At 64.7% G+C, this 13,280-nt stretch carries 13 protein-coding genes and 1 tRNA gene; 10 read left to right on the top strand and 4 right to left on the bottom strand.

The features are described from left to right. Nucleotides 1–162 precede the first annotated feature (162 nt). The 7 genes from HAP40_RS23505 to HAP40_RS23475 all read left to right on the top strand — a co-directional run bounded on the left by HAP40_RS23505 (nucleotide 163) and on the right by HAP40_RS23475 (nucleotide 8,571). Nucleotides 163–1,320: a thiolase domain-containing protein gene (locus HAP40_RS23505; protein WP_166815487.1), complete on the top strand. Its 1,158-nt coding sequence runs from the start codon at nucleotides 163–165 to the stop codon at nucleotides 1,318–1,320. Next, the gene (locus tag HAP40_RS23500; RefSeq protein ID WP_018322310.1) at nucleotides 1,320–1,709 is read left to right on the top strand and encodes a Zn-ribbon domain-containing OB-fold protein; all 390 of its coding nucleotides are present in this window, start codon (nucleotides 1,320–1,322) and stop codon (nucleotides 1,707–1,709) included. The genes HAP40_RS23505 and HAP40_RS23500 overlap by 1 nt, the downstream gene beginning before the upstream one ends. A 202-nt stretch (nucleotides 1,710–1,911) precedes the next feature. After that, nucleotides 1,912–2,772 carry a MaoC/PaaZ C-terminal domain-containing protein gene (locus HAP40_RS23495; protein ID WP_166815488.1) on the top strand — a complete coding sequence of 287 codons (861 nt, stop codon included), beginning with the start codon at nucleotides 1,912–1,914 and terminating at the stop codon, nucleotides 2,770–2,772. 176 nt (nucleotides 2,773–2,948) lie between these two features. After that, a complete protein-coding gene (locus HAP40_RS23490; protein WP_166815489.1) occupies nucleotides 2,949–3,827 on the top strand; it encodes an SDR family oxidoreductase in 879 nt (292 codons plus the stop codon). 105 nt (nucleotides 3,828–3,932) lie between these two features. Further along, nucleotides 3,933–4,886 (top strand): dihydrodipicolinate synthase family protein, encoded by a 954-nt coding sequence (locus tag HAP40_RS23485; RefSeq protein WP_166815490.1) that lies wholly within the window; start codon nucleotides 3,933–3,935, stop codon nucleotides 4,884–4,886. Nucleotides 4,887–4,890: 4 nt separating this feature from the next. Next, entirely contained in the window at nucleotides 4,891–5,685 is a 795-nt protein-coding gene (locus HAP40_RS23480) for an NUDIX hydrolase (protein ID WP_166815491.1), read from the top strand. Between the two features lie 198 nt (nucleotides 5,686–5,883). Continuing rightward, the gene (locus HAP40_RS23475; protein ID WP_166815492.1) at nucleotides 5,884–8,571 is read left to right on the top strand and encodes a PAS domain S-box protein; all 2,688 of its coding nucleotides are present in this window, start codon (nucleotides 5,884–5,886) and stop codon (nucleotides 8,569–8,571) included. Here the strand turns inward: HAP40_RS23475 and HAP40_RS23470 are convergent, their stop codons facing one another. Together HAP40_RS23470 and HAP40_RS23465 are read right to left on the bottom strand one after the other, a co-directional pair. Further along, nucleotides 8,572–8,922, bottom strand: a complete 351-nt coding sequence (locus tag HAP40_RS23470; RefSeq protein WP_166815493.1) for a GrlR family regulatory protein — start codon at nucleotides 8,920–8,922, stop codon at nucleotides 8,572–8,574. It lies immediately after the preceding gene. Between the two features lie 218 nt (nucleotides 8,923–9,140). After that, the gene (locus HAP40_RS23465; RefSeq protein ID WP_166815494.1) at nucleotides 9,141–9,524 is read right to left on the bottom strand and encodes a VOC family protein; all 384 of its coding nucleotides are present in this window, start codon (nucleotides 9,522–9,524) and stop codon (nucleotides 9,141–9,143) included. Nucleotides 9,525–9,700: 176 nt separating this feature from the next. On the opposite strand from HAP40_RS23465, the gene HAP40_RS23460 reads away from it, so the two are divergent. The 3 genes from HAP40_RS23460 to HAP40_RS23450 all read left to right on the top strand — a co-directional run bounded on the left by HAP40_RS23460 (nucleotide 9,701) and on the right by HAP40_RS23450 (nucleotide 11,215). Further along, nucleotides 9,701–10,273, top strand: a complete 573-nt coding sequence (locus tag HAP40_RS23460; protein WP_166819390.1) for a hypothetical protein — start codon at nucleotides 9,701–9,703, stop codon at nucleotides 10,271–10,273. 162 nt (nucleotides 10,274–10,435) lie between these two features. Continuing rightward, nucleotides 10,436–10,987 carry a hypothetical protein gene (locus tag HAP40_RS23455; protein WP_166815495.1) on the top strand — a complete coding sequence of 184 codons (552 nt, stop codon included), beginning with the start codon at nucleotides 10,436–10,438 and terminating at the stop codon, nucleotides 10,985–10,987. Between the two features lie 151 nt (nucleotides 10,988–11,138). Continuing rightward, nucleotides 11,139–11,215 (top strand) — tRNA-Arg (locus tag HAP40_RS23450). Between the two features lie 70 nt (nucleotides 11,216–11,285). Here HAP40_RS23450 and HAP40_RS23445 read toward each other — a convergent pair. Both HAP40_RS23445 and HAP40_RS23440 read right to left on the bottom strand, forming a co-directional pair. Then, nucleotides 11,286–12,251 carry an AraC family transcriptional regulator gene (locus HAP40_RS23445; protein WP_166815496.1) on the bottom strand — a complete coding sequence of 322 codons (966 nt, stop codon included), beginning with the start codon at nucleotides 12,249–12,251 and terminating at the stop codon, nucleotides 11,286–11,288. Nucleotides 12,252–12,700: 449 nt separating this feature from the next. Next, nucleotides 12,701–12,979: a hypothetical protein gene (locus HAP40_RS23440; protein WP_166815497.1), complete on the bottom strand. Its 279-nt coding sequence runs from the start codon at nucleotides 12,977–12,979 to the stop codon at nucleotides 12,701–12,703. Nucleotides 12,980–13,280: the final 301 nt, after the last annotated feature.

The following is a 13,280-nucleotide window of genomic DNA, read 5'->3' as shown; positions in this document are numbered from 1 at the left end:
CAGCAGCGTTGCACGCTGCAGCGCGTCCGGGACACGAGAGCGTCACATCACTTGCGCCAAGCCGCTGCCCTCTCGCCCGACGGAATATTTCCGCGCTTGCCAAGGAGGCCACTGCGGTTCAGAAAAAAGAGCCAAGAAGAAACGCGAGCGGAGACCTCTGTTTTGACCATCAAGGGCAAGGCCTACATTGCCGGGATCTACGAACACCCGACCCGGCATGCGCCGGACAAATCCACCGCCCAGCTCCACGCCGAGGTCGCCAAGGGCGCGATCGAGGATGCCGGGATCAGCAAGGACGATGTCGACGGCTATTTCTGCGCGGGCGATGCGCCCGGCGGCGCCTGGCCGATGGTCGATTATCTCGGCCTGAACACCAAGAAGCTCCGTCACGTCGATTCCACCGAGACCGGCGGCTGTTCCTACATCATCCATCTCGGTCATGCCGCCGAGGCGATCGCCGCGGGCAAGTGCTCGATCGCGCTGATCACGCTGGCCGGCAAGCCGCGCACCGGCGTGATGCCGCCACGCGCGGCCGGCGCCGAGGTCGATTTCGAGTCCGCTTACGGCGCGACCACGCACAATGCCTACGGCATGTGTGCCATGCGCCATATGCACGACTATGGCACCACCTCCGAGCAGCTCGCCTGGATCAAGGTCGCGGCGTCGCATCATGCCCAATACAATCCGCATGCGATGCTCAAGGACGTCGTCACTGTCGAGGATGTCCTGAACTCGCCGATGATCTCCGATCCCCTGCATCGCATGGATTGCTGCGTCGTCTCCGACGGCGGCGGCGCGCTGATCGTGACCACGCCCGAGATCGCCAAGAGCCTGAAGAAGCCGCTGGTCAAGCTGATCGGCCATGGCGAGGCGATGAAGGGTCCGCGCGGCGGCAAGGATCTCGACCTCACTTACTCCGCCGGCGTGTGGTCCGGCCCGCGCGCGTTCGAGGAAGCCGGCATCACGCCGAAGGACATCAAATACGCCTCGATCTATGACAGCTTCACCATCACAGTCCTGATGCAGCTCGAGGACCTCGGCTTCTGCAAGAAAGGCGAGGGCGGCAAGTTCGTCGCCGACGGCAACCTGATCTCAGGCGTCGGCAAGCTGCCGTTCAACACCGATGGCGGCGGCCTGTGCAGCAACCATCCGGTCAACCGCGGCGGCATGACCAAGATCATCGAGGCCGTCAGGCAGTTGCGCGGCGAGGCGCATCCGAAGGTGCAGGTCAAGAATTGCGACCTCGCCATCGCTCACGGCACCGGCGGCCTTTTGGGAGTTCGCCACGCCGCCTCGACGGCCATTCTGGAGCGCGTGTGATGAGCGAGACGAAGAAATATCCGGCACCGGTCACGAACCCCGAGACTGCTGCGTTCTGGGACGCGGCGAAGCAAGGCAAGTTCATGATCAAGCGCTGCACGGCGTGCGGCGAAGCGCATTACTTCCCGCGCTCGATCTGTCCGTTCTGCTACTCCGACAAGACGGTGTGGGAGGAGGCCTCGGGCGAGGGCACGATCTACACCTGGAGCCTGATGCGGAAGTCGCCGACCGGCCCCTACGCCATCGGCTACGTCACGCTGAAGGAGGGGCCGTCGGTGCAGACCAATTTCGTCGACTGCGATCTCGAGAAGCTGAAGATCGGCCAGAAGGTGAAGGTGGTGTTCAAGCCGACCGACGGCGCGCCGCTGCCGTTCTTCACGCCGGCCTGAGTTCTTTCCTTCTCCCCTTGTGGGAGAAGGTGGCGCGGAGCGCCGGATGAGGGGTTCTCTCGACGGAAAGACTTTCCGTACGGAAGCAACCCCTCACCCTTACGAGTTTGATGCGAGCACCTTGCAGCCCTCTCCCGCAAGGGGAGAGGGCACATCAACGGGCACCGCCGCTCGCGAAAATCTTCCGGAGGAAACACACAAAATGTCCGCCAGATACGAAGAGCTCAAAGGCCTGAAGAATATCGGCCAGAAATATGCCTACACCGATCGCGATGTGATGCTCTACGCCTATGGCATCGGCCTCGGCGCCGATCCGATGGACGAGAACGAACTCGCCTTCGTCAACGAGGGCACGTTCACGCCGCGGCCGCTCAAGGTGGTGCCGACCTTTGCGTCCGTCGCGGCATGGGGCTCGGGCCCCGGCGAGATGAACCTCAACCGCGTCATGGTCGTGGACGGCGAGCGCGACATCACCTTCCATCAGCCGCTGCCGGTGGCCGCCAACATCACCGCCGATTCCTCGGTCGTCGAAGTCTACGACAAGGGCAAGGACAAGGGCGTCGTCATCGCACACCAGACCGTGCTGAAGAACGAGAACGGTGAGAAGCTGGCAACACTGGTTGCCTCGCGCTTCGCCCGCGGCGACGGCGGTTTTGGCGGGCCGAACCTGACCCAGCCCGATCCGCACAAGATCCCCTCGCGTTCGCCCGACAGGACCATCGACATTACGACGCGTCCCGACCAGGCGCTGGTCTACCGCCTCTGCGGCGATCGCAACCCGCTGCATAGCGATCCCGAATTTGCCAAGAAGGCCGGCTTCCCGCGCCCGATCCTGCACGGCATGTGCACCTACGGCATCACCTGCCGCGGCGTGCTCCAGACCTATGCCGACTACGACGCCAGCGCCTTCCGCCAGCACGTCGCGCGGTTCTCCTCGCCGGTCTATCCCGGCGAGACCGTGACCATGGACCTCTGGAAGGACGGCAACGTGGTCTCGTTCGAGGCCAAGGTGAAGTCGCGCGGCGTCACCGTGATCAAGAACGGCAAGACGGTGCTGGGTTAGGTCAGTCTCGTGCCCCGGACGCAGCGCGGCACTCCCGGCGATGCGAAGCAGCGTCCGGTGCGGTGCGCTGCAGAGCCGGGGCCCCCCAAGAAAGAGCCGGGTCCTGGCTCAGCGACGCAGCGTTGCACGCCGCATCGCGTCCGGGACACGAACAACAAAAACAGGGAGAAGCCACCATGGGACTACTCGACGGCAAGGTCGCGCTGATCACCGGCGCGGGTGGGGGGCTCGGTGAGGCCTACGCAAAACTGTTCGCGCGGGAAGGCGCCTCGGTCGTCGTCAACGATCTCGGCGGTCCCCGCGACGGCTCCGGCGCCGACAAGTCGATGGCGCAGCAGGTCGTGGACGCGATCACGGCCGCGGGCGGCAAGGCGGTCGCCAACGGCGCCGATATCTCCACCATGGAGGGCGGCCAATCGGTGTTCGACGACGCCATCAAGCATTTCGGCCGGGCCGATATCCTCGTCAACAATGCCGGCATCTTGCGCGACCAGACCTTCGCAAAAGCCTCCGAGTCCGACTGGGACAAGGTGATCAAGGTGCATCTGAAGGGTACCTTTTGTTGCACCATGCCGGTGTTTCGCTGGATGCGGGAAAACGGCGGCGGCGTCATCGTCAACACCTCCTCGACATCAGGGCTGATCGGCAATTTCGGCCAGACCAATTACGGCGCGGCCAAGGGCGGCATCTGGGGCCTGTCCAACGTGCTGGCGATCGAGGGCCGCAAGTACAACATCCGGATCTGGACGCTGGCACCGGGCGCCCTGACCCGCATGACCGCAGACCTGCCCCGCTATAAGGAGAACCCGGGGGCGGCGCTGGGGCCGGACGGCATCGCGCCGGCCGTGCTATACATGGTCAGCGATTTGTCGGGCGACCAGACCGGCAAGGTGCTGGGCGTGTCCGGGCCCCGCGGCGTGCGCGAGATGCGGATGATGGAAATGGAAGGCTGGAAGCCGCCGCATTCGGGCTGGAACGCCCAGGACATCGTCGATCACGCCAAGGAGATCTTCTTCTCCGAGGAGCAGATCAAGATGGGGGCGCGGAGGTTTTGATTCACTGTCGTTCCGGGGCACGCGCAGCGTGAACCCGGAACCTCGAGATTCCGGGTTCGGCTCTGCGATCCCCCCCGGAATGACAACAGAGAGAGACGAGGACTTATGAAACTCACCGCCGACGCCAAGGGCACCTTCGCAATCGCGCCGACGCCGTTCCACGACGATGGCCGGATCGACGAGCGTTCGATCGACCGCCTGACCGACTTCTACGAGGAGGTCGGCTGCGACGGCGTCACGGTGCTGGGCATCCTCGGCGAGGCGCCGAAGCTCGACGCCGCCGAGGCCGAGCAGGTCGCGGTGCGCTACGTCAAGCGCGCCAAGAAGATGCAGGTGATCGTCGGTGTCTCCGCGCCGGGCTTTGCCACCATGCGCTCGCTGGCCAAGGCCTCGATGGACGCCGGCGCGGCCGGCGTGATGATCGCGCCGCCGCCGAGCTTGCGCACCGACGACCAGATCATCGGCTATTTCAAGCAGGCGGCGGAAGCGATCGGGCCCGATGTGCCCTGGGTGCTGCAGGACTATCCGCTGACGCTCTCAGTGGTGTTCACCCCCGCCGTGATCCGCAAGATCGTCATGGACAATCCGAACTGCGTGATGCTCAAGCACGAGGACTGGCCGGGGCTGGAGAAGATCACGACGCTGCGCGGCTTCCAGAAGGACGGCTCGCTCCGCCCGCTCTCGATCCTCTGCGGCAATGGCGGCACGTTCCTCGACTTCGAGATGGAGCGCGGCGCCGACGGTGCCATGACCGGCTACGCCTTCCCGGAGCTTCTGATCGACGTCGTGAACCTCTCCAAGGCCGGCAAGCGCGATGCCGCGCATGATATCTTCGACGCGCATCTGCCGCTGATCCGCTACGAGCAGCAGCCCGGCGTCGGCCTGACCGTGCGCAAATACGTGCTGCAGAAGCGCGGCATCATCGCTTCCAGCGCGCAGCGCAAGCCCGGCGCGATCATCACGCCGGCGGCGAAGGCGGAGGTCGATTATCTGCTGTCGCGCGTCGCCCGTTTCGACAAGCGCGCCAACCTTGGCCCGCAATCCAGTGCCGCAGGTTAGTTGAATGGCCGAGACATCAGCATCACGCCCGGCGTCGACGATCCTCCTGCTGCGCGACGGCGCACAGGACGTCGAAGTCTTCATGATGGTTCGCCATCATCAGATCGAGTTCAACTCGGGCGCGCTGGTGTTTCCCGGCGGCAGCGTCGATGCCGGCGACAAGGAAATTGTCGCCCGCTCCGACCTCTATTCGGGCGGCGAGGCCTTGAGCGAAGCGGACCGCGGCTTCCGGATCGCCGCCATCCGCGAGACCTTCGAGGAGAGCGGCATCCTGCTGGCGCGGTCGAAGGAGACGGGGGCGCCTGTTGATGCCAAGCGCGCCGGCGAGATCGCGGATGCACATCGCGTTGCGCTCAACGAACACAAGATCAGCTTCCTCAGCATTCTCGCCGACAACGGCCTCCAGCTCGCGCTCGACACGCTGGTCCCTTACGCGCACTGGATCACGCCGGAGGGCATGCCGAAGCGGTTCGACACCTGGTTCTTCCTTGCCGCCGCACCGCCCGACCAGCTCGGCGCCCACGATGGCCGCGAGTCCACCGATTCGATCTGGGTCTCGCCGCGCGAGGCAGTGGAGGGCGGCGAGAGCGGCCGCTTCAAGCTGCCGTTCCCGACCACGCGCAACCTGATCCGGCTCGCCAAGCAGGGCAGCGTGAATGCGGCGCTGGAGCATGCCCGTGGCATGTCGATTGTCACGGTGATGCCTGTGATGACAAAGACCGAAACCGGCCGCCAGCTCCGCATCCCCCGCGAGGCCGGCTATGACGGCGAGGTGTTCGAGGTCGGCGCGGTCGGCTAAGACACTTCGACAGCCAGCGAAATATTGGTGATCGTGGGCGCGCCCGGCGGCCAGCCAGCGTCGAAAGCGCGTAGGCCGAGACGGAGGAGGGGCAGCGGCCCCCAATATTAAGGATATTCAGCGGTCCGAGGCATGTTCCCCCGGGGGTGCAATACGTCGTATATTGGGCCTCCAGCAGCCCGGTCCCCCAAAACACCAATGTCCGCCGAATTGACGCCGACCCCTGAGAAAAAGCGAACCTTCTCGCTCTCCATCGGCCAGCTCACCTTCGGCAGCTTCCTGCTCGTGCTGGCGGTGATCATCGTCACCTCGACCGCGAGCGTGATAGCGATTCGCCATATCGACACCACCTTCGCCGAGCTGCAGCGGCTCCAGAGCGTCGGCGACCTCGCCGAGGACATCGACCGCCGCATGAACGAGCTGCGGCTTGCCGCGCGCGACTTCGTCACCGATCCCGGCGCCGGCATCCAGTTCCAGCAGGTCGGCGAGGCGGCCTCGACGCTGAGCGATATCCTGAAGAAGACCCGTATCGAGCTCGCTCCCGAGCAACAGGATATGATCGACGGGGTCACAGACCGGCTTGCGACCTATCGCGGCGGCCTGGAGCGGATCTCGACCCTGATCGATCGCCGCGCCCAGCTGCTCGCCGGCCTGCCGCCGCTGCGAGACCGGTTCGATGCGGCTGTCGCCGGGACCGCCGACCGCGAGTTGGCCTCCCGCCTGTCCGAGGCGCAGAGCCGGATCGCGCTCGGGCTGCTCGCGCGCAACCCCTCCGCGGCCGAACAGGCCGCCGAGGGAATGCGGGCCATGGACATCGCCGATGGCAAGCTGAAATCGGCCGTCAACGACTACGCCGAGGCCATCATTGCGGTGGCCGTCCGCGAGCGGCAAATTGCCGACATCGATCGCGAGGTCCTGGGCGCCGAGGGCCGGCTGATCGGCCGGGTCACCGAATTGCTGCGCGAAGTCAGCGACCGGCGCGGCCACGTGCTGTCGCGCGATTTCGCCCGCACGCTCACCGAGGCGCGGTGGCAGAGCATCGTGCTCGGCACGGTCGGCGTGCTGATCGGCATCGGCGCAGCGCTGTTCGTGGTGCGCAGGACGGTCCGTCCGCTCGCCCAGATCGCACGCTCCATTCGCGCGCTGGCCGGGGGCCAGAAAGACGCATCGATCCCGTCCGCCGACCTCGGCAACGAGATCGGCGACATCGCACGGGCGGCCGAAGTGTTCCGGCGCGCGCTCGAGGAGGCCGACACGGCGCGCGAGGCCGCGGTGCGGGCGCTCACCGAGCAGCGCCTCGCGGAGGAGAGCTACCGAAAACTGTTCGAGGGATCGGTCGACGGCATCTACGTGACGACGCCGGCCGGCGACCTCCTCAACGCCAATCCGGCGCTGGCGCGGATGATGGGCTATGACAGCCCGCAGCACCTCATCGACAGCATCAACGACATCGCCCACACGATCTACGTGCATCCCGAGGCGCGGGGCGAATATCAGCGGCTGATGGCGCGCGACGGCATGGTGCGCGAGTTCGAATATCAGGTGCGCCAGCGCAGCGGCAACATCCTGTGGCTCTCCGACAGCGCTACCGGTGTCCGGGACGAGCAGGGCAACATCGTCCGCTACGAGGGCACGTTGCGCGACATCACCGACCAGAAGCGGGCGGAAGACGCCATCGCCGAAGGCCGGCGCCTGCTCCAGCAGGTCATCGACACCGTGCCCGCGGTGATCAACGTCAAGGACCGCGACCTGCGCTACGTGCTGATGAACCGGTACATGGCCGGCATCTTTGGCATCGAGCCGGGCGACGCACTCGGCCGTACCACGGCCGACCTGATGTCGCGCTACGGTGCTGCCAAGTCCGACGAGAGCGACAAGCGCGTGCTCAAGCTCCGCAAGGGACTCGGTTTCTACGAGGAGGAATACAAGGACTCCGCCGGCAACATGCGACAATGGCTCGTCAACAAGCTGCCGCTGCTCGACGCGGACGGCGAAATCGAGCGCATCGTCACGGTGGCGCTCGACATCGGCGAGCGCAAGCGCGGCGAGCAGGAGATGCGCAAGGCCAAGGAATCCGCCGAGACCGCGCTGCGCAATCTGCGCGAGACCCAGGCCTCGCTGATCGAGGCGGAAAAGCTCGCGGCGCTCGGGCGCCTGGTTGCCGGCGTGGCGCACGAGGTCAACAATCCCGTCGGCATCAGCCTCACGGTCGCCTCGGCGTTGGAACGCAAGACCGCGATGTTCTCGGCCGACGTCGAACGCGGCGAGCTCCGCCGCTCCACGCTGAACGACTTTCTGAACACCAGCCGCGATGCGTCGTCTCAGCTCGTCTCCAACCTCAATCGTGCCGCCGAGCTGATCCAGTCGTTCAAGCAAGTCGCGGCCGACCGCAACTATTCGGACCAGCGCAGCTTCGACCTCGGCGATCTCACCGAGCAAGTGGTGATGAGTCTGCGGCCGGGCTTGCGCAAGCACAATCTGACGCTCAATGTCGAGTGTCAGCCGGATCTCAGCATGAACAGCTATCCCGGCCCCTACGGCCAGGTGCTGACCAACCTGTTTCTCAACTCGGTGGCGCACGCCTTCCCGGACGGCCGGCCGGGGACCATCGATATCCAGGTGCGCGAGTCCGGCAAGGACAATGTCGAGATCATCTTCTCCGACAATGGCTGCGGCATGTCGCTCGACGTCCGCCGCCGCGCCTTCGATCCGTTCTTCACGACGCGGCGCGACCAGGGCGGCACCGGCCTCGGCCTGCATATCGTCTACAGCATCGTCACCAACCGGCTCGGCGGCCGGCTCGATCTCGATTCCGAGCCGGGCGGCGGCACGCGCATCCAGATGATCCTGCCGCGAGTGGCGCCGCTCGAACTGGCGGCGGAGTGATTAGTCGACGTCGGCGAGCCTGTGCAGCGTCGCGCCGAAGATCTGGCTCGCCTTGCCGACCAGCGCAGTACCGGTCATCTCCCCACGCGTCTCCGTGAAGGTGCCGCTGACGCCGATGCCGACCGGGGCGGGGCCTCCGAACAGCGGATTGTCGTTGCCGCGCGGCGAGGTGTGGCGCTGCACCAGCACTTCGCCCTTGAAGCTGTTGTCCTTCACGATGTAGCTGCCGGTGTAATAGAGGTAGGCATCGCCGCCAAGAATCTTGCCGTCGCGGAACAGGATCACGCCGCTACCCTTGCCGACCCGACCATCGAGCAGGCTCACGTGGATTGAATAGAGGCCGTTCTTCATAACGTCCCATCGGCCGGCCACCATCGCCCAATGGTGTAGCCGGTAGAGCTTTTATGCCAAAGCGCGTCCGCTGGCGCAACGCGGCAGTTTGGCGGCTGGCAAGCTCGCGGACCGTCTTCGTCCCGGCGTTCTATGACGCGATCATGACGGCCTCATCGCGAGGCGAGGCCGGACGTTGCGACTCAGAGTTGGCCCGCGAAATGCATAATCACCGCGCCTCAGGTGTATTTCTTGTCCCGCTCGAGCAGCTCGATGGAGATGCCTTCGGGACCGCGGATGAAGCAGATGCGCACGCCGGGCCTGATCGTCGTCGGCTCGCGCGTGAAGGTGACGCCCTTGGCCTTGATCTCGGCGGCGACGGCGTCGATGTCCTTCACGGTCAGGCCAAAATGGTCGAGGCCTTGATGCGGATGCGGGGGCGGCGGGCTGACGGCGCTGTCGCCCTCGAGCGGGGCAATGAAGATCCTGGCGCCGCCAAGGTTCACGTCGATCCGTCCGGGAGCCCGCACGATCTCGCCACCGAGGATGTCGCGCAGCCAGGCCGCGGTGGCCTCCGGATCGGGGCTGCGCAGATGGACGTGATCCCAAGTGACGACTGGCATTTCATTCTCTCCCAACGCGGTCTTCGATGTTGCAGCGCATGTTAGCGGCCCCAGCCGGTGATCGCCACCGCCCTGCCGATTCGCAATTGCGCGGGAACCTTAGTTTGTCTTCGGGATTGAAGTAAGCTGTGCCCAAGTCCGTTCGTCCAACATGGGCCGGCATTGGTGATGTCATCATGAACGCTCGGCTTGGCTGGTTCGGGTTGGGACGTTTTGCCGGAACCGGCGAGCGAGTGGCACGGGCCGTGACGATTGCGAGCGTCTCGTTTGGTCGGGGCCTGCTGTGGCTGCTGGCAATGATCATCCTGGGCTGTGGCGTCTGGATGCTGCTGCCTCTCTCCAAGAGCAATAGCGCTGAGACGGGCAGCCCGGAGCTGGCAGCCGTCGAGACGGCGCCTTCGGGCGATGCGACGGCAACGGTGGCTCCGGCTTCCGAAGCTCAAGCAGCGGCCATGGCAGAACTCGGTCGTCTCAGGATCTCATCACAAACCTGGCGGCGCGGCGGCCTCGGTTCCAAGGCGCTGGTGACGTTCACGCTGCGAAACGACAACGACTATGCCGTAAAGGATATCGAGATCATCTGCGCGTTCGCGCGGCGCGACGGCAGTCATCTCACCGAGCGCAGCCGTGTGCTGGCGGATCCCGTCAGCATGAAAAGCCGCAAGACCTATGCGCGCATTGCCGTCGGCTTCGTCAATGTGAATGCCGACCAGGCGAAGTGCTCGCTGGTTGCAGCACGCCGCGCGTGAAGCGCTGCATCCTCCGGTAGCGGAAAAGTTACCATACGCAGGGCTTGGGCAAAAAACTTGGCGTTGCCATTTGAACCGAACGGCTGGGGCCAGGAACCAACTAGAGGATCGCCTGTTAAGGCGAAGAGCCCACGCGGGGATGCGGGGGGCGGAGCGCGGCCAATGCCCATCTTTCGGTATTTCATCTTTGTCGGTGGAGCTTTGCTCGCACTGTTGTTTGCGGCGGACTTCATGGTGCCGCCGGCACCCGCGGTGCAAGCTGTTGCGGCGGCCACCAACGACCAGCCACTGATCCGGATCAGGTCCGATCGCCATTTGCCTGAGCGGGTGGTGCTCGATACCAGTCAGCCGACGATTGCTACGCCTACGGTCAAGACGGCCGCCGTCGCAGCGCCCCAGCCGCCTGTGGCGGATAACGCATCGCCAGTTCTCGCCGACATGTCGGCCAAGGCGCGGGTGCGCGAGACGTTCGCTCAGTTCACTCCGGCCCCGAAGACCGATGCCGCCGCCGCCAGGAAGACCGATTCCAGGTCGCAGGCCCAAGGCTCACTCCATGCCCAAGCCCAGGTTCAGGGCTCTCCGGCCCCCCTGGCTTCTCCGGCGCCGGCTCAGCCGAAGCGCAAGGTCGCCCGGACCCATCCAGCGTGGCAGCCCGGCCGTCCGATGATGGTTGCACAGCAGCCGCATTTCGGCCTCTTCAACACGACCTGGTAAGAATGCCTTCGACCCGTCTCGATGGAGGCGGGGAGGGCTTTTTATTGGTCGGCCTCTCTGCTAATTCGAACCCATCCGAAGGCCACCCGGCGTGCTGACTTGCCAGCCGCGGTCCGGTGCGTCTCGGTTGCGGCCCAATTCCTGGGCCAGGGCGCTCGTAGCTCAGCTGGATAGAGCATCGGATTTCGATTCCGAGGGTCGGAGGTTCGAATCCTTCCGAGCGCGCCACGGCTTGCAGATGTTCTAGATTTGTTCCGCGTCGGAGCTTGATGCCGCTCACGGTCAGGGGCCTGCAGCCTCAGCCCGTCGGAACCCGGATTTGCCGGCCGCGCGCCAGCGTGTCGGAGGGGGTCTCGTGGAAGGTCGCGCGGTAGGCTGCGGCGAACTCACCGAGGTGATGAAAGCCCTGGGCGCGGGCGCATGTGGCGACGGTGGCGCCGCCGCCCTTGAGCAGGCGGACGCGGGTCGCCCACAGTCTCTTGAGCCGAATGTACTGGTGCAGGCTCATGCCGCGCACCTTGCTCACCGCCCCGCCGAGCGTGCGGATCGAGACGCCAAACTCGCTGGCGAGATCGGCCGTATAGATCGGAGCGGTCGGATGAGCTGCGACGTAATCGTCGATCCGCTGAATGAGTTTGACCGACCGATCGCCGCGGACAGTGGTGCTTCGATCTAACCGGGGATCGATCCGAAACAGATCGTCGAGCGCGAGCAGCAGGCCTTCCTGGAGATGGGCGGCGGCCTCGGTGGTTTCGAACAGGAGCGGCTGTACCGATGCGGTTCGCAGGATGTCGAGCAGGAGCTGCTGTGCGTGGAGCAGGGCCGGCCGGTTCGCAACACGGGCCCGCAGGTCGTCGGCACGATCGAACCAGCCCCGGTCTTTCAGGGCGGGCGAGAAAATGATCATCGCGTGATGATTGGTCTGGGGTTCGACGTAGTGACATTCGTCGTTGCCGCGAAGCGCAACGAAGAAGCGGGCGTCGAGATTCACGCCCTTGAAATTGGCCTGAAGGTCGTCGGTCATCGGCAGGATCACCATCCCGCCCGGCATCCGATAGGCTGCGTCGAGGATGCGCGCGAACGATCTCATCACGACGATGCGGCATGCCGGCAGGGAGACGACGGCGCGGGCCGCCGCGAAGTTCGCAACGTCGAGCGGAATGCTTCGCGCATCCTCCATCGTCTCGATCGGTCGAAACGCGTCGACGTCGGCAAAGCCGATCAGTTGGAGCGCGGAGGACGGGGCGAGGGCGTCGAACAACATGCGTCTGTCCGGCTGCTGAAATGTGACAATGAAATGAACGTTGATATATCGCCATCAATGGCGAAACATCATGCTTCAGTAAATGGGATTTCGGGCCGTAGTATTTCGGACATCATGCCATGGTGCCCGGCAGATCAATGTCATCTTCAACGTTCTCGGCCGATCGGTTGGCCGGAGGCCAGATCGATGAAATGCAGGCGCGTGCACGCAGGGCAGGCAAAAGATGCAAAGCTGCGGCCTGCCTGCTTCTGCTCCTTCTCCAAGTGCGTCTGCACGTTCATGCCCGTCTGAGGGCATCGGAAAACGATCAAATCCGCCATGCCCATACAATGACGGTGTGGCGGATTTCATCTTTGATCTGGATCAGTTTTGGAATTGCTCCAAGCCGGCTGCGACCGTTCAATCCATGATCCTGCAAAAGCGAAGGGCCCCAAAGGGGCCCTCAGATGTCACCAGCGGCGATAGCCGCGATAGCCATAATAGCGTGGGCCGTAATAGCGCGGTGGCCCATAGTACCGGGGTCCGTAGTACGGCCGTGGTGCGTAGTACCCATAATAGTTCGGGCGCCACCAGCACTGTCCCCAGGCGTTGCAAACCATGCGGACCTGCTCGACGTCGGAGATTTGCGGTGCTGCAGGCGCGGGCGCGATGGGCATGGCGGACGCCGCCGGCGATGCCGCAATGGCACCGAACAAGGACGCGGCGACGAGGCCGATCTTGAGATTCATGAATGTCTTCCTTCGCTGACGCGACGCAGGATATCGATGATGTTCTGATCAAATTGTGGCGGAGCCGAAATGTAATGCTGATGAACAAATCTTCAGCGAGCTCGCCGCAGGCGTGATCCTCACGAGGCCAGACATCCCCGATACGTGCGTCTTACCAACAACGTTGCGTTAGCGCCGCCCGCTGCCAGCACGACATCTCCGCATCCTTGATCCTGCGCAATTCGTCGATGCGGCTTCGTCCCTAGTCTTGCCGCATAGCCAGCCGGTCGGGGAAATTCGATGGGCAGGCTCACAAGTTGGT

The sequence above is a fragment of the Bradyrhizobium sp. 1(2017) genome, from assembly GCF_011602485.2.
GTDB lineage: Bacteria > Pseudomonadota > Alphaproteobacteria > Rhizobiales > Xanthobacteraceae > Bradyrhizobium.
The sequence above is the reverse complement of the archived record's forward strand: the minus strand, read 5'-3'. Positions and strand labels throughout refer to the sequence as shown.